Source organism: Aquiflexum balticum DSM 16537, from assembly GCF_900176595.1.
GTDB classification, from domain to species: domain Bacteria; phylum Bacteroidota; class Bacteroidia; order Cytophagales; family Cyclobacteriaceae; genus Aquiflexum; species Aquiflexum balticum.
This window is the reverse complement of sequence record NZ_LT838813.1, coordinates 1,635,855-1,652,463: the sequence shown is the minus strand read 5'-3', so window position 1 is coordinate 1,652,463 and position 16,609 is coordinate 1,635,855. Positions and strand designations below refer to the sequence as shown.

General features: G+C 39.0%; 18 protein-coding genes. 11 read left to right on the top strand and 7 right to left on the bottom strand.

Going from position 1 to position 16,609, the window contains the following annotated elements; genetic code table 11:
- Nucleotides 1–2 precede the first annotated feature (2 nt).
- The 7 genes from B9A52_RS07090 to B9A52_RS07060 all read left to right on the top strand — a co-directional run bounded on the left by B9A52_RS07090 (nt 3) and on the right by B9A52_RS07060 (nt 6,605).
- Nucleotides 3–878 carry a sugar phosphate isomerase/epimerase family protein gene (locus B9A52_RS07090; protein WP_084119645.1) on the top strand — a complete coding sequence of 292 codons (876 nt, stop codon included), beginning with the start codon at nt 3–5 and terminating at the stop codon, nt 876–878.
- Nucleotides 879–1,286: 408 nt separating this feature from the next.
- A complete protein-coding gene (locus B9A52_RS07085; protein WP_084119644.1) occupies nt 1,287–2,399 on the top strand; it encodes a Gfo/Idh/MocA family protein in 1,113 nt (370 codons plus the stop codon).
- Nucleotides 2,400–2,590: 191 nt separating this feature from the next.
- Nucleotides 2,591–3,562 (top strand): hypothetical protein, encoded by a 972-nt coding sequence (locus tag B9A52_RS07080; RefSeq protein ID WP_084119643.1) that lies wholly within the window; start codon nt 2,591–2,593, stop codon nt 3,560–3,562.
- A 36-nt stretch (nt 3,563–3,598) separates the two neighbouring features.
- A complete protein-coding gene (locus B9A52_RS07075) occupies nt 3,599–4,165 on the top strand; it encodes a hypothetical protein (RefSeq protein ID WP_084119642.1) in 567 nt (188 codons plus the stop codon).
- Nucleotides 4,166–4,787: 622 nt separating this feature from the next.
- On the top strand, nt 4,788–5,099 hold the full coding sequence (locus B9A52_RS26520; protein ID WP_084119641.1) for a zinc-ribbon domain-containing protein: 312 nt from the start codon (nt 4,788–4,790) through the stop codon (nt 5,097–5,099).
- Between the two features lie 613 nt (nt 5,100–5,712).
- Nucleotides 5,713–6,111: a heme-binding domain-containing protein gene (locus B9A52_RS07065; RefSeq protein ID WP_084119640.1), complete on the top strand. Its 399-nt coding sequence runs from the start codon at nt 5,713–5,715 to the stop codon at nt 6,109–6,111.
- Complete coding sequence (locus B9A52_RS07060) at nt 6,108–6,605, top strand: heme-binding domain-containing protein (protein WP_084119639.1); 498 nt, start codon at nt 6,108–6,110, stop codon at nt 6,603–6,605. The genes B9A52_RS07065 and B9A52_RS07060 overlap by 4 nt, the downstream gene beginning before the upstream one ends.
- A gap of 4 nt (nt 6,606–6,609) precedes the next feature.
- Here B9A52_RS07060 and B9A52_RS07055 read toward each other — a convergent pair whose 3' ends face one another.
- Entirely contained in the window at nt 6,610–7,107 is a 498-nt protein-coding gene (locus B9A52_RS07055; RefSeq protein ID WP_084119638.1) for a hypothetical protein, read from the bottom strand.
- 53 nt (nt 7,108–7,160) lie between these two features.
- Nucleotides 7,161–7,667 carry a regulatory protein RecX gene (locus B9A52_RS07050; RefSeq protein ID WP_084119637.1) on the bottom strand — a complete coding sequence of 169 codons (507 nt, stop codon included), beginning with the start codon at nt 7,665–7,667 and terminating at the stop codon, nt 7,161–7,163.
- Nucleotides 7,668–7,740: 73 nt separating this feature from the next.
- On the opposite strand from B9A52_RS07050, the gene tpiA reads away from it, so the two are divergent.
- The 3 genes from tpiA to B9A52_RS07030 all read left to right on the top strand — a co-directional run bounded on the left by tpiA (nt 7,741) and on the right by B9A52_RS07030 (nt 9,997).
- Complete coding sequence (gene tpiA, locus B9A52_RS07045) at nt 7,741–8,502, top strand: triose-phosphate isomerase (RefSeq protein ID WP_084123424.1); 762 nt, start codon at nt 7,741–7,743, stop codon at nt 8,500–8,502.
- 235 nt (nt 8,503–8,737) lie between these two features.
- Nucleotides 8,738–9,568, top strand: a complete 831-nt coding sequence (gene prmA / locus B9A52_RS07040; protein WP_084119636.1) for a 50S ribosomal protein L11 methyltransferase — start codon at nt 8,738–8,740, stop codon at nt 9,566–9,568.
- Nucleotides 9,569–9,781: 213 nt separating this feature from the next.
- Nucleotides 9,782–9,997 (top strand): hypothetical protein, encoded by a 216-nt coding sequence (locus B9A52_RS07030; protein ID WP_084119634.1) that lies wholly within the window; start codon nt 9,782–9,784, stop codon nt 9,995–9,997.
- A 142-nt stretch (nt 9,998–10,139) separates the two neighbouring features.
- On the opposite strand, the gene B9A52_RS07025 is transcribed toward B9A52_RS07030, so the two are convergent.
- Genes B9A52_RS07025 through B9A52_RS07015 form a run of 3 tightly spaced genes read right to left on the bottom strand, consistent with a single transcriptional unit; the run spans nt 10,140 to nt 14,022 of the window.
- A complete protein-coding gene (locus B9A52_RS07025) occupies nt 10,140–11,483 on the bottom strand; it encodes a dicarboxylate/amino acid:cation symporter (protein ID WP_084119633.1) in 1,344 nt (447 codons plus the stop codon).
- Between the two features lie 21 nt (nt 11,484–11,504).
- Nucleotides 11,505–12,581 carry a chorismate synthase gene (gene aroC, locus B9A52_RS07020; protein WP_084119632.1) on the bottom strand — a complete coding sequence of 359 codons (1,077 nt, stop codon included), beginning with the start codon at nt 12,579–12,581 and terminating at the stop codon, nt 11,505–11,507.
- Nucleotides 12,574–14,022: a BatD family protein gene (locus tag B9A52_RS07015; RefSeq protein ID WP_084119631.1), complete on the bottom strand. Its 1,449-nt coding sequence runs from the start codon at nt 14,020–14,022 to the stop codon at nt 12,574–12,576. The genes aroC and B9A52_RS07015 overlap by 8 nt, the downstream gene beginning before the upstream one ends.
- Nucleotides 14,023–14,133: 111 nt before the next feature.
- On the opposite strand from B9A52_RS07015, the gene B9A52_RS07010 reads away from it, so the two are divergent.
- Nucleotides 14,134–14,325 (top strand): hypothetical protein, encoded by a 192-nt coding sequence (locus tag B9A52_RS07010; protein WP_084119630.1) that lies wholly within the window; start codon nt 14,134–14,136, stop codon nt 14,323–14,325.
- 32 nt (nt 14,326–14,357) lie between these two features.
- Here B9A52_RS07010 and B9A52_RS07005 read toward each other — a convergent pair whose 3' ends face one another.
- A complete protein-coding gene (locus B9A52_RS07005; protein WP_084119629.1) occupies nt 14,358–15,530 on the bottom strand; it encodes a hypothetical protein in 1,173 nt (390 codons plus the stop codon).
- Between the two features lie 48 nt (nt 15,531–15,578).
- Nucleotides 15,579–16,523: a tRNA epoxyqueuosine(34) reductase QueG gene (queG, locus tag B9A52_RS07000; protein WP_084119628.1), complete on the bottom strand. Its 945-nt coding sequence runs from the start codon at nt 16,521–16,523 to the stop codon at nt 15,579–15,581.
- Nucleotides 16,524–16,609: the final 86 nt, after the last annotated feature.

Genomic DNA, 16,609 nt, shown 5'->3' with positions numbered 1-16,609 from the left:
AAATGCCTTTAGATGTAACATTTGGAGTAAGTACCTGGCTTTGGACTTCTCCTTTTAATAATAAAACAATAGACTTTTTTCCCAAAATAAAAGAAATGGGCTATGATGTGGTGGAAATCCCTGTGGAAGACCCCGCATTGATAGATGTTCAAGAGGTCAAAAAAGCTTTAGATGACAATGGCCTCAAACCGGTGATCTGCGGTGCTTTTGGACCGACCCGTGACCTGACCCACGATGACCCTGCCTTTCATCAGATCTGTTTAGATTATTTGGAGGCCTGTTTTGAAATCAGTTCCCAACTGGGGGCCAAGTTTGTAGCGGGTCCTATGTATTCGGCGGTTGGCAAGGCAAGATTGGTTTCAGATGAACAGCGAAAGATAGAATGGGACAGGGCAGTCACTAACCTTCTTAAAGTCTGCCAAATGGCCGAAAATGCCGGACAGCAGATTGCTTTGGAGTCTTTGAATCGATTTGAGACAGACCTGATCAATACCACCAAAGAATTGATGCAGCTGATCCATGATATCAACCATCCTGCAGCCAAAGTCCTATTGGATGGATTTCATTTGACCATTGAGGAACCTGACTTGGAACAGGCATTCAGGAATGTAGGTGACAAACTCATACATGTGCAGGTATCTGAAAACCACCGTGGCATTCCAGGAACGGGACAAACCAATTGGGATGCTTTTAAACGGGGACTGTGGGCAGTCAATTATTCAGGTGTGATCTCCATAGAAAGTTTCACACCGAATGTCCAGGAACTTGCAGGCGCTGTCTGTATCTGGAAACCCCTAGCCTTGAGTCAGGATGGTTTCGCCTCCCAAGGCCTAGCCTTCCTGAAGGACTGGATTATGGGTAGACAGTTTACGCATTGAGAAGTTTGATGTCGGATGACCGATGACCGATGTCGGATGACCGATGTCAAACGATCAAAATGCGTCGTCATTCTGAGTTTTCAACATTTCGAAAATGTTCAGAATAGGAAATGACATCAAGTTACCCGGTAGGCAGTCGTCATCCTGAGGCACGAAGGATCTCTTGAGGTACAATAACACGGTTGAATTACAGGAAATTAACCCTTTTGGTCAAAATTAACCTTTTCCTGAACCTCGGGAGATGCCCCGAATCCCGATAGCTATCGGGACGGGACAGGCTTTACTTCGTCAGCATGACGTCTGCTCCGATTTATTTTATTGGTAGGCACGAGAGATCTCAAGAGGTTCTAATTATGTTTATTTTACTAAATCAAAAATCTAAAATCTGAATTCTAAACTTAAAAAACCATGACCCAGAAAAAACTCAACATCGCAATCATCGGACTAGGCTTTGGTGCGGAATTTATCCCTATATACCAAAAGCATCCTTTGGCCAATATGTATGCCATCTGTCAGCGTAATGAAGATAAGCTGAATGAAATCGGGGATGCCTTTGGCGTAGATGTCCGATATACCGATTATGATGAACTGCTCAAGGATCCAAACATTGATGCAGTCCATATCAATACCCCGATCCAAGCACACGCCGAACAATCCCTAAAAGCCCTGAGGGCAGGAAAGCATGTGGCCTGCACGGTTCCCATGGCCACCACGGTCGAAGAGTGCCGTCAGATTGTTGAAGCAAGTGAGGAGACCGGGCTTACCTATATGATGATGGAAACGGTGGTTTATTCCAGGGAATTTCTCTTCGTCAAAGAAATGTTTGAAAAGGGAGAATTGGGAAAAATCCAGTTTCTCCGTGCTTCCCACCAACAGGAAATGGCCGGATGGCCGGGATATTGGGAGGGATTGCCGCCGATGCACTATGCGACTCATTGTGTGGGGCCTGTTTTGGCATTGCCAAAAGCTCAGGCAGAATATGTATCCTGTTTTGGTTCTGGTAGGATTGATGAAAACCTGATCGAAAAATACGGTTCGCCATTCGCCATCGAGACCTGTCATATCAAACTGAAGGATTCTGATCTTTCGGCAGAAGTGACCCGTTCCCTGTTCAATACTGCAAGACAGTATCGGGAAAGTTTCGATGTATATGGATCCAAAAAATCCTTTGAATGGACCCTGATCGAGCATGAGGATTCCGTCATCCATACCGGTGAGGTTCCTTCAAAAGTAAAAATCCCTGACTATGCCCACCTCTTACCTGATGAAATCGCTTCTTTCACTACCGCAGGAGTTTACGACTCAGATGACAATCAACATTTGTCCTTTATCCAAGGTGCAGGACATGGAGGAAGCCATCCCCATTTGGTGAATGAATTTCTGTCTGCTCTGACAGAAGGAAGGGCGCCCTATCCAGATGCCAGAGAATCAGCCAATATCACCTGCGTGGGTATCTTGGCCCACGAGTCTGCGATGGCGGGTGGAAAGATTATGAAACTGCCAGAGTTTACTTTGAAGTAAGATATTTCAATACTCACTTAAATCTAATAATCAAACCTTAAATACCACAGCTGGTGCGGTGGTATTTTTATTGGCTATTAATTTTATTAATAAAAAAATAATGACAAAATAAATGATTTAAGCATTTTCTCCCTATATGTTTCATTTTAATATTATTTTCTAAATTATATTTAACAAGTAAATGTATTAAAATGGGAAGAATAATTTATTTGTTAGGAGCAGGTGCAAGTATCAATTGTATTCCTATTGTCGAAAAATTATCAGAAGGTTTTAAAATAATTGCCGAGCGATTGTCTGATGAATTTAATATACCATGGCCTGAAATCTTAGAAGACTCAAAAAGTCTAATTAAAAAAAGAAATGAACTAAAATCGGATATGATTTGGCTTTCAGAAATTTCTAATAATAGAGCCTCAATAGATACAGTCGCAAAATCATATTTTTTGAAGGAGGATTTCGAATCCGTTAAACGATTAAAGATTGCCTTATCTACATATATTTTGTTACAGCAATTATATACTCCATTAGATAAAAGATATGATTTGTTTTTAGCATCTATATTTAAAAAATCTATGTCTGAAATTCCAAAAGAAATAAAAATTCTGTCTTGGAATTACGACAATCAACTGGAATTGGCGTTTAACATTTTTTCTCAGCATCCAGGAAATTTGCAAAATAGGGATTTTCTTAAAATCCTTGACAAATACTCTGAAACGAAAGATTTGAAAAACAATGCTTTTGTATATAAAATAAATGGTTCTGCGGGGATGTCTTTTGAAAAAAAATTAGGTTTAGAAAGAGTTCCAAACGACTTTAATTTACCAAGAATAATTGAAGGACATGAAAGAGAAAAATCTAATTTAAACTTGGAGCCAGGGATCTCATTCGCATGGGAGAATCCCCAGATTTCAGAAAAAAAACTTCATAATATCCTTAGGGATTGCGAAATTTTAGTCACTATAGGATATTCATTCCCTTTCTTTAATCGAGATATTGATAAAACAATTTTTGAGAAGGCTATTTATTTGAAAAAAATTTACATTCAGAATCCACGAGCTTCGGAAATAGAAGAAAAGCTAAAAAACTTAATTAATCCTAATAGAAAAATAAAGTTTGTTCAGGATACGAGCACAAATGAATTTATGATTCCATATGAGCTATAAAGCTCAACTCTGAACAAAAACCAAAGCCATTAAAAAATGAAAATATTTCTAAAAACAATAAATATTGGATGTTTCATTTTGCTAGTTCTAATTCTTCTTGGATTGATAACCAGCAGAGAATATGAAGACGTATTATTTATTGCACCGATTTTTTTTAAGGATATTTTTATTGTTTTTATAGGGCTTTTCTCTGCAATTGTCATTTATTATGCATTAAACCAAACTGAACCTAATCGATTTGGAAAATTTTTTCTATTTGTGGCTTTCGCAATCTTTTCTTTTAGGTTGTCCTATTTGAGTCATCCTATTGTGAAGCTAGATATTCTCTTTAAAAGATTGGTTGAATATTCATACAATGAAGATGATTATAATGAAGCTAAAGGTATTTATGAAGAAAATAATTCTTTGGAATATTTTAATCTTATTAATAAAGAGATTAAGATGTTTAGATCAATTTATAAATTGCAATTCGATTACTTAAAAGAAAGGAATAGATTAAATAATCCTCACTTTGATTCACAGTTTTTATTCTTTTTAATTTTAGGGTTTTTATTGATAGGAATTGGTTTGCTTGAATCTGTTAGTAAGGATAAATCACAATAATTAGAAAAAATCCCTTACTGGTTAAAGATTAACGTTGAATTGCGAGATCGGCAGTAATTTTCCAATCACACCATTTTTATTTCTAAGAATTTGTAATCCAATTTTCCCCGCAGGGGTATTCCCGAAGTGGGAGGGGGTACTTCGGAAGTACCCCTCCCCACTTCATAGGTGAACTCACTCACCTTTTTGGTAACCTCGGTCACCTTTTTAATGAACTGGTTCGCCTATTTTGTGAACTCGGTCACCTTTTTGGTAAACTCACTGACCTTTTTGGTGAACTAGTTCGCCTCGGAGGTGAACTCACTCACCTTTTTGCTAAACTCGGTCGCCTCAAAGGTGAACTCACTTACCTTTTTGCTTAACTGGTTCGCCTCGGAGGTGAACTCACTCACTTTTTTGGTGAACTAGTTCGCCTCGGAGAGAACTCACTGAGTATTTTAGAAATTACAAATACTCCCACCAATTTACTCTAATTCCAAGAAGCCTGGTTTCAAATTATTTTTGTCCTACGGGGATTGGATATTTGATAAACTAATCAGATATTTCAGCAAAAGCAGTGGCTGATTTGCCAGCATGCAGTATAAAAATCCCCGGTTGCTTAATACCTAATAGAATAACAGATATGATAATCTTTGGAAGCAAAGCAACTCAGGTTGCAAGTGAAACCATCAATGAAAAGTGTGCGAGCTGTGGTACCCCAAACAGTATCCAAATGACAGTTTTCCAAAAGTATGCCCATGTTTTTTGGATACCCTCCTTCCCTATGGGTAAAACAAGTATAACCCAATGTTCACATTGTAAACAAGTCCTTGAAAAAAAGGAATTTTCAAGAAACTTGAATACCAATTATGAAATCCTTAAATCAAAAAGCAAAACACCCATCTGGACATTGAAAGATAACAAAAGTAGGCATCAGCTAAATTTCTCTTTTTGATTGCAAGACAATATAAACTGAGTCAGGTGTAGGTGTAACTACACCTTTTTATTTTTTCCATCTACTGTAATCATCAGGATGAAATTGAATCCCTGGAATTCTCCTCATTATCTCTTTGGTTGTTTTGAATAAATGCATTCTAGAGGCCTCTGTACCCATCCCAAACTATTTTAATAATAGACATAAAATCATTTAATATATAAAATGGGATAGATGCACAACTTAGATGGACCATCTTAAGTTTAAACCCTTAATATGGAAAAAATCTACTCTTAAGCCCTGCATTCTCCGGTTTTTAAAATGGTTTAGTTATTCCAAAAACAGAAATTGCAGGCACTAATTTTAAGTTTTTCAAAATGCTAAAGGTTTGGTTAAAAAAATAAATCTGTCCTTGATAAGGGCAGTTTTTTGTTTTTACTCAAAAAATAGATTTCACAACTGCCCAATCATTTTTATACTGTATAAACTTATTTGCCACAGAAAATTTTTTTGATTCTACCAATCCTATAACTTAATAATGGTAAAATCAAAAATCTCGATAATTTCATAAGGAACCTTTTGCTAAAACCGTAAATTTTGCTGAAATTCCTGATGAAACTCTTAAATCCTCACTATGAAAAAATTATTCTTCCTCCCCGCTTTGGCCATTATTGGTCTTTTGTTCTTTCAGGGAATATCCAAAACAGCATCTGAATCCGAATCTCTTTCACATGAAATCGCACCGGATATGCCTCCCCATATCAAGGCAATTGTGGAACAGAAATGTTATGGCTGCCATAATGCCAAATCCAAAAACGAAAAAGGAAAGGAAAAACTGGATTGGGATGAATTCGAGGCTTCCAAAAAATCCAAACAAATGGCTACCAAAGGAAAAATAGCAGAAGTTCTGGAAGCTGGAGATATGCCTCCGGCAAAATTTTTGGAAAACAAACCTGAAGGCAAACTCACCGAAACAGAATTGGCATCTTTGATAGAATGGAGTGCCGGTAAAAAGAAATCAACTCAGGAATGAAATTAGGGCTATCCATTCTTGGTGGGCTTGCATTGGTATTTGTAGGGATTCAGTTTGTGCCCAATGAATTACCTGCAGTAGAAATGAATAACCCCGGGGATATCATTCAAAGTGGTATTGTCAGTCAGGAGGTTTCCGGATTATTGAAAACCTCCTGCTACAGCTGCCACAGTAATGAAACCATTTATCCATGGTATTCCTATGTGGCACCGTCTTCATGGCTTGTTGCCAAAGATGTCAGAGAAGGCCGGGAAGAGCTTAATTTTTCCACTTGGCAGGAAAATGATATGGTGAAAAAACTCGGTTTCCTTGATGATATTTCCTCAGAAGTTGGAGAGGGCCGTATGCCCATGGAGATTTACACCTTTATGCATCCCTCAGCCAAACTGACGGATGAACAGCGTGACCTGATTGTCACTTGGGCTGAGGACACCATGGATGTGGTGGTGGAAGAGGAGGAGGGTCTAGAGGAAGATTTGGATCCGGAAGGTTGAATTTTTACGCAATCTTCAACTCCCCTTTCCTCTTGATGATTTTCAACTCGAAATGCTGGTTGATAAAAAACTTGCAGTGGTTCTCGGCCCATTCTGCCCTGCTTTCTGTATCATAAAGCAAAGTCATCCTCAGCATGGTTTTGACATATTGCTCATGATAACCCAACTCATGTACCCAAGCAATCAACTGTGCGGACCAGTCTTCCTGGAATTTTTCAAAATGGGTGCGTCCATCAAAAAGTAACTCCAATTGGTTGTCTCTGTTTTTGAAACGGTAGATGCCACAAAGTTGACGGTAAATGATCCTAAGCCGGTCTTTTGGATAGTCATAACTATCCAAGATCGTGGCAAAGGTCTCATCCATCAGCATCAATGGATTGTACAACTGGGTATAGGATTTTTTAAGTTCAAAAACCATGGTGTCCAAAAGGCTTTCTTCCAAAACTGATTGGGCCTGACGGAGTATGTAGTTTTTGTCTAGGGGGAATAATTTCTGAATCATCTGACAATCAAATCTTTCGCAAATTAGGCTTTTGCTTTCAATTATTAAAGATTTTATTTTGAAAAAATGGTTTCTATAGCATTTTGAATCAGATCATTTTCAAAACCCCTGCCTATGAGGTATTGATGAATCTTGTACCTTTTTTTAAAATCATCTGATTCTTTGATCAAACTTGCTTTTTTATCTACCAATTGGATCAGTGTTTCCCAATATTCATCTGCTTCAATTTCCTTCATTCCTGATTTGATACAATAGGGACTGATTTGTCTAAACTTCAATTCCTGTAAGATTTTATTTCTGCCCCATTTTTTGATCCGGAATTTGCCTCTTACAAAGGCCTGGGCAAACCTTTCCTCATTCAGAAAACCTTCATTGATCATGTAAGCAATCAACTCCTCCGCATCCTCTCCATAGATTCCTCGTTCATGCAGTTTGTCCCTTACCTCCTGTTGGTACCGTTCCTGATAGGCACAAAAAGAAGCGATCCTGACCTTAGCCTCAGCCAAAGACCAATACTTTTTGGGCTGATCGGGGTTATATTCTTTTCGTGGGTAGGACATTTTGTGTAATTTTAGCCCAAAGTAACTTTAAGTGTTATTTTTTTCAAATTTTAAACTCAAACCATTCAAAACCATGCGCAAAAAAATTGTAGCCGGAAACTGGAAAATGAATCTCAATTTCGAAGAAGGCCAAAAGCTGACCTCGGAAATCGTCAATATGCTCAAAGACGAAAACATCAAAGATGTGATCACCGTCCTCAACCCTCCTTTTGTACATCTTTATCCGGTCAAAAAACTCATAGGCGATACGCCCAATCTTTTTCTAGGTTCCCAGAATTGTTCTGACAAAGCTTCGGGTGCCTATACCGGAGAAACTTCAGCTTCCATGTTGGCATCTTTTGGAGCAAAATATGTGATTATCGGACACAGCGAAAGGCGTGAATATTTTAAAGAATCCAATGAATTGCTGACCGAAAAAACCAAGCAGGCATTGGCCAATGGTCTCACACCGATTTTCTGCTGTGGCGAACCCTTGGAAATCCGTGAAGCCGGCACACATGAGGAATATGTCAAACAGCAATTGACAGAAAGTCTTTTTGGTTTTACGCCCGAAGAAATGTCCAAAATCGTGGTCGCCTACGAACCTATTTGGGCCATTGGAACCGGTAGAACAGCTTCTTCCGATCAGGCACAGGAAATGCATGCCGCATTGAGAAGTCACTTTGCCGGTAAATACGGTCAGCAATTGGCCGACAATATTTCCATCCTTTATGGAGGCAGTGCAAATCCCGGAAATGCCAAGGACCTGTTTTCCAAGCCTGATGTGGATGGTGGGTTGATTGGTGGTGCTTCCTTGAAATCCAGGGATTTTGTGGAGATTGTGAAGTCGTTTTGAAAGGAAGGGATGACAGATGTCCGATGACGGATGACCGATTTAAGATCCCGTCACTCTGAATCCCAAAGGTGGGATGGTGGTTAAGAGATCTAAGATTAGTTTCTAGTTATTTCAAAATGCCATGTAAAATCAATTTATGGATAGATGTAAAGAATACCGCAACATCCGTCATCGGTCATCCGACATCGTAAATATCGAATATTGAATACCGAACTCTGAATAATGAAGTAACCCCATGCAATACCTGGAATTCAAATTTTCCTGTAAGGAACCATACCGTGAAATTCTCATAGCCGAACTCTCAGAGGTCGGCTATGATTCTTTTTTGGAGACAGATGAGGGTTTTGATGCCTACATTCAGGAAGACTTGTTTGATAGAAATTCATTTCAGCAAGTCATCGACCAATATTATGAAGCAGCTTCCATTCAGGTGACTGAAGGCAAGATGCCAAAAGTCAATTGGAACGAGGAATGGGAAAAGAACTATGACCCCATCGAGGTTGGTGACCAGGTTTATGTGAGGGCTTCTTTTCATCAGCCAAGACCTGAGTTCAAATATGAAATCCTGATCAATCCAAAAATGTCTTTTGGAACAGGCCATCATGCCACTACCTTCCTGATGCTTTCCCACCAACTGACCATTGACCATGCAGGTAAAAGGGTCTTGGATATCGGTTCCGGGACAGGAATTTTGGCCATTATGGCGCATCAGTTAGGAGCAAAGGAAATAGAAGCCTTTGATATAGATGAATGGTGTGTCGAAAACGGCAATGAAAACTTCGAGCTGAATGGGATGAACAAAGTAAGGATGGGAATGGGTACTGTTCGGGAAGTTAAACCCGAAGGAGAATTTGACATCGTTTTGGCCAATATCAATAAGAATGTGCTCTTGGACGAAATGGAGGTTTATGCAACATTGGTCAAAAGCAAAGGCCATTTGTTGCTCAGTGGATTCTATGAACACGATGTACTGGACATTGCCGAAAAGGCGTTTCAGTTTGGGTTTGTAGAAAAGGAAGTGCAAACAAAAGATGATTGGGCAGCGTTGATTTTGGAAAAGCTATGACAGAACTGATTATTTATGCCGTCCTTTTCCTGTTGCTGATCGGGCATACCTTATTGGCAGGCAAAATGTATAAAGCGGTCCATGAGAATAATAGATTGAGTGTTCAAGAGAAAAATGATTGGAAGTTAAAGGCCTTGTTATTTCCCGTTTATTATTGGGGGAGATATAAAAGGCAAGTTTTATAATTCAGAAAAATATCAATAAATTGTATCCATGGAAAAAGTAATTAATAAAGACCTATTAAGCCATTTGCTTTTGCTTGAATCAGACCAACAGGACAAAGTGTTGGATTTTATTAAAGAACTTATTCAAAAACAAGATATCAATTTTAATGCGATAGAATCTGAAAAAGCAATTGAATCCAATCTTACAAAGAGTTTTAAGGATTTCAATAATGATTTTGAGTCATGGAAGATGAAAAAGATATAAAAATCATTTACTTCGTTGATATTGCTTCAAAAAAGGTCTTTGTAACTGATTTTTTTCCTTGCGAAATGGATTATCAAAAAATACCTAATAGAAATTAAAAGCCCCTGAAAATTCCGAAATTTTCAGGGGCTTTTTAATTTCTTTATCCAACACCCTCCTCAACATTAGCCGTAAATGGATTGGACTGACGGATTAAGCCATCCGGAAGTTCGCCTTCAGTAGAGGCAACCGCTACGCAGACTGTTGCATCTCCTGTGATATTGACTACTGTCCTGAACATATCCAATATCCTGTCAGGTGCTATGATCAATGCCACACCTGCACCGGGAACGCCAATGGCTTCCAACACAATAATCAACATAATCAAGCCTGCACCAGGCACACCTGCTGATCCAATTGCTGCCAAAGTTGCTGTCAATACAATGGTCAATTGTTGGGAAATGGTAAGATCCATCCCCAATGCCTGTGCGATAAATACCGCGGCCACAGCTTGGTACAGGCTTGTCCCGTTCATGTTGATCGTAGCGCCTAATGGCAACACAAAGCTGCTGACCTCTTCTGATACACCCAATTCCTCTTCTACCAATTTCATGGTAACAGGAAGTGTGGCAGAACTTGACGATGTAGAAAAACCCAAAAGCATGGCAGGTCTCATGGCCTTAATAAAATCAGTGAATTTAATTTTTGTAAAGGATTTTAAGATGATAGAGTAAATCCCCACGATTATCAAAATCAATCCTCCCAATACCACCAAGGTATACTTCAATAATGCCAACAGTAATTCAACTGCCGAATCAGGATTGTCACCTGCAATCTCCACAATAAGGGAGGCCATCAATGCAAACACACCATATGGGGCAATCAACATGATGTATTCCACGATTTTAATGATCACATCATTGAATGCATCAAAAAAGTTGATGAAATTTTTGGCTTTCTCTTTAGGAATTTGAAGCAGGGCAATACCCACGATAATCGCAAAAAACACTACCTGCAACATACTGCTGTTGTCCGCAGCTGCTTGAACTATATTTTCCGGTACTATCTCAATCAAAGGCTGAAGAGGGCCTTGACTGGTCACTTCGGCTGCTTTCTCGGCTTTTGTACCGACCGCATCATCATACAAAGCCATTAAGCTATCTCTTGTTTCTTTTGGCAGGCTGTCACCTGGCTTAATGATATTGACCATAAATAGTCCAATAGTAATGGCAATGACAGTTGTGATGAGATATGCAAAAATGGTCTTTCCGCCTATTCTTGAAAGTTTTGAAATATCACCCAGATTAGCTACCCCAATGACCAATGAAGCAAAAACAAGTGGAACTGCAATCATTTTTAAGGCATTGATAAAAATGGTTCCTACAGGTTTAATAAAATTGATGGTAAAATCCGGAGCAAAGCCAAATTTGATAATTACCAAACCAACTATTAAGCCTAAAATCAGACCTGCAATAATCTGCGTATGTAGAGGTATCTTTTTAAACATATCTTCTGGGTTTACATATTTTTAAATTTTATTGGTCCTGCTGAGCAGGATATAATCAGCCAATACCAAGGCACACATGGCTTCCACAATCGGTACCGCCCTTGGAACCACGCAGGGATCATGTCTCCCCTTTCCGGAAACAGTCACAGTTTCACCTGATTCATTGACAGATTCCTGATCTTGCATGATGGTAGCGACTGGTTTGAATGCCACATTGAAATAGATGTCCTCACCATTGGAAATCCCACCTTGAATGCCTCCGGAGTGATTGGTTCTGGTCCTTACCCGATCACCATCCTGATAAAAGGCATCATTGTGTTCCGAACCTCTCATTTTCACTCCCTCAAAACCACTTCCATATTCAAAACCTTTGACCGCGTTGATAGAAAGCATGGCTTTGCCCAATTCAGCGTGTAACCTGTCGAAAACAGGTTCACCGATACCGGGAGGAACACCCTTCGCAACACAACTGACTATGCCTCCTACCGTATCTCTGCTTTTCCTTACATCATCAATATAATCGATCATCAGGTCGGCGGTTTCTTGATCAGGACACCTCACGATATTATCTTCTGTTTTGTTCAGGTCAAGTTCCTGATAGGTTTTTCCCAATTTCAGATCACCTACCTGACTCACATAAGCCTGTACACTGATGCCATAATGCTTGAGCAACATTTTAGCAATAGATCCTGCGGCAACTCTCGCGGCCGTTTCCCTTGCGCTGCTTCTGCCCCCTCCCCTATAATCTCGGGTACCGAATTTTTCAAAATAGGTAAAATCCGCATGTGAAGGTCTGAATTTATCCGAGATATGGCTATAATCTTTGCTTTTCTGGTCGGTATTTAGGATAACCATGCCGATAGGTGTTCCAGTGCTTTTGCCTTCAAATACTCCGGAAAGAATTTGAAACTCGTCTTCCTCTTTTCTTTGGGTAGTTATTTTTGATTGTCCTGGTTTCCTCCGCTGCATTTCTTCCCGAATAAAATCCTCATCAATCGTAAGTCCCGCAGGACAGCCATCTATCACCACACCCAAACCCAATCCGTGGGATTCTCCAAATGTTGAAATTTTGAATAATTTTCCGAAAGTGTTACCCATTACCTTTTCTCATAATCAGAACTGCCAATAATATGACTGAGCCTGCCAGCAATAAATTGATAAAGATGGAAAAATAATACTTATATCGTTCGTAAGAAAGTTTATTGCTTTCTACTTCAATCAAATCATAAATCCCACCCAATCGCTGATTGGAAATAGCTTGATTGACTTTGGACTCTCCTGTCACATTTATTATTGCCTTTGGGCGAAGGGTATCGTATTTAGATAGCACAGGATCAAAGTAAATCCACTCAAAATGATCAGCAAGTTTTATTTCTCCAGGTTCATTGACTGTAAGGTAATAATTGAATTCTTTGATGCCGGATATTCTTCCCATTCCTCTGTTTACCTGCTGTCTCACATTAGGATCAAAAGTGTTCAATTTGTGGATTTGATTGGTTTTTGGGGCGGAAATAGAATTGATGTTTCCTTCCCCGCTGATTCCGAAATTATAGGTGAAACCTTCCCCTGTATTGGCCTCAAATTGAGTGATGTTTTCCCTGAGTTGATAGGTACCTACACTGACCTCATTTTTGAGAGGATGTGGAGGCAGCGGTTTTACTTTTATACTTTTTGCCGAAGAATAAAAAGTCTTGAAATCCTCCAACCGGTTGCTCCCAAAAAATGATGGATTTTTGGCCACTTTGTATTTGATCATTTCCCATGAAATTGGTGGGAGCGTTATTTCTCCCTCCGAAAAAGGGAAAAAAGTGGCTTCATAAACTTTATACTTAATCCAGTTCTTACCATTAAAAGTTACTTTTTCCGGTTGAATATTGGTGATATTAAAGTTTTCTTCCCAAGCATTGGAAGGCTTCATTTTCTTGAGGATGCCATCAAGCTGTTTGCCCGGTTCATAAAATTGAAAAGGAGCCTGATTGGTTTCTGACATATAAAATGCCAGACTGACATTGAAGCCTTCACCCACGTAGACCTCAGTTTTATCAACAGAAGAAGCAAAAAAGGCTTCATCTTCAATTTCAATAAATTCAGGTTCCTCTCGGGACCTGCCAAACATATCGTCAAATGGATCAAAAACATTGGATTGCCTTTGTGGCGCCCGAGCATCTACAACAGTTATTTTTTTGCCGGAAGAGGAATAATCCTGACCGTTAATTTTAATAGCAAAAGGGCCGAGAGTTACCTCACCTTTTCGCAAAGGTTTATAATACTGAATGATACTGTTTGTACTGCTTACCTGTCCATTGATGACATTCATGGAAGAAGACTGAGAAATCCCCTGTTTTTGAAATCCTGCGATATCCGGGAATTCATTGTAAGACTTTATTTTGTCATTGGAAATTGTTACTTTGACACTGAAAGTTTCATTCAGGGCAATTTCATCCGGACCTAATTCAATGACTACCTCCTGGGCCAAAGCAGGAATAAATATAATTCCCAAAAAGTATACAAGTATTAGGGTGATGTTCGTTCTAATCATGTTGTGTTTTACTTAATGCTCGCAAATTAACTTTATATTTTAAACGCAACAAACCTTATTTAGTGCCGTTTCAATATGTGTTGTTGTTTAACCTTTAAAATTCTTTGAAATATGCTAGAATATGCAAAAACCATTTTGATGAAAGTGAGTTTTGACAGGTCACTCTTCGAGAAAGAGTTGAGAAAGGCCCTGAATCTGTTGATGCCAGCAGAGATACAGGAATTCAAAGACTGGTGTTACCGAAAGTTTTCCAACAATTATGAACCTGTTCTGGACAAATACTTTATCAGACTTGCAGGTTAATGGAAAAGCCCCGAAATCGGGGCTTATTTTTTTCAAGAGAAAATCGGATGTCTTTCAAAAGGTTTTTCACGATCAAACACATACCTGTAAGTTATTAGATTTCTGCTTTTTTTACTACCTAGATTTTTGGAGATATTCAGCATCTTGGGATTGAAGTCACCTTGCCAATACAGCTCCAGTTTCTTGTAATTTGTTTTGGATTTGATCAGTTTTTCAGCTTCGACAATCATAAAATAATCTAAACCGGATCCCTGAAATTCAGGTACTATTCCAAACACTAGTCCGACAAAGCTGTCATTTTTTCCAAATGTTTTGAGAAGAAAAAACTTAAGTTTTGCCCATATACCAAATTGTCCATTAAGGTGTTTGATGATTTGGTTGATATCCGGAAGATTGATCCACATTACCACAGGTTCATCTTTATGGTAAACAAACCATATCAGTTTTTCATCCAAAACAGGCTTCATGGAATTCAATAGTTTGAGTGCTTGTTGAGGAGAAAGTTCTTTGTTCCCTTCATGTTTTGCCCAAGCTTTATTGTACACGGCGCTCAGGTCTTCAGCAAATTTTGGTAGCTGATTTTTTTTGATATGGACCGCTTTGAAGTCAGGATTTCCGTCAAACTCTTTATGCGCTTCATAAAATTTCGGATCAAGTTGATGGGAATCTGAAGCAACTGATAGGCTCCAGCAGATTTGGTTATAAAAAGTCTTGAAACCATATCCCTCAAACAATTTTTGGTAATAAGGAGGGTTGAAATTCATATTATAAATCGGCGGATGGAAACCTTCTGTGAGAAGCCCCCACCATTTATCCCTATCGCCAAAATTAATGGGACCATCCATAGCTTCCATCCCTCTATGTGCCAACCAGGACTTTGCAGTATCAAACAATAAATTGGCAGAGGGCTGATCGTCGATACAATCAAAAAAACCTATGCCCCCCACAGGAAATTTATCTCCTTTGTTTTTATATTTTTTGTTGACAAAAGCTGCAATGCGGCCTATAAGTTTACCTTTATGATCTTGGAGAATCCATCTGATTACTTCGCCGTTTTTGAGATGTTTATTACGTCTTGGATCAAAAACCGACAGCACGTCTTTGTCCAAGGGCCTTATCCATTGATGTTCTTTTTCATTGATCAACACATGGACTTGGATGAATGCCCTTTCATCATTTTTTGACAATACTTCGATTAACTTCATAGCTTGGGTGCTGATCTTACAAAACTACCCATTATTCCAAAGGCCTTATTAAAGATTAAATTTAATATTTCTTAAAAAACCATTATATCCTGTCCTTTTTACCGCAGATTTTGCAAAAACCTTTTTAAAAGTTTCTTCTGTAATTTCAATCCAATCTTTTTTCCGCATTTCTTTCATATCTGGATGAGGGTTGAACTGACTCTCTTGATGAGGTTGGGAAAAACTGTTCCAAGGACAAACATCCTGACAGATATCACAACCAAATATCCAATTCTCAAATTTCCCTTTCATTTCTGAAGGGATGTTTTCCTTAAGTTCGATCGTGAAATAGGAGATGCACTTAGAACCGTCAACCACTCCAGGCTGCACGATGGCGTCTGTTGGACAGGCATCGATACATTTGGTGCATGTCCCACAGTAGTCTTTCATCATTGGCGTATCAGGACTTACATCTATATCCAAAACCAATTCAGCCAAAAAGAAAAAGCTGCCCATTTGCCTGTTCAATAGCAAGCTGTTTTTCCCCAACCATCCCAAACCGGATTTTTGGGCCCATTGTCTTTCCATAATTGGCGCGGAATCTACAAAAGCTCTTCCGTGAATATCTCCTATTTCTTCTTTGAGATGTTGCAGGAAGGATTTCAGTTTGTCCTTGATCACAAAATGATAGTCCTTACCATAGGCATATTTCGCTATTTTGAAATCTTCTTTGGTTTCGGACAATTTTTGATCCGGGTAGTAATTATAAACCAAGCTGACTACAGTTTTTGCCCCTTCAACGAGTTTGGTGGGATCTAATCTTTTGTCAAAATGATTGGCCATATAAGCCATTTGTCCATGGTAATTTGAATTGAGCCAAGCTTCAAGCTTTGGCGCTTCTTCTTCCAAAAATTCCGCTTTTGCAATCCCACAAAAATCAAAACCCAAAGTTTTGGCATGCGCCTTTATAATCCCGGCGTATTTGTCTTTTTGAAGTTGGGAACTATTTGACATTTTTGATGGGATATCTTTCGTGTTCTATCTTGGTACCTTTACCCTCTAACTTCATATTCTTTATTCGTCCCTCATTAAACCCCTTC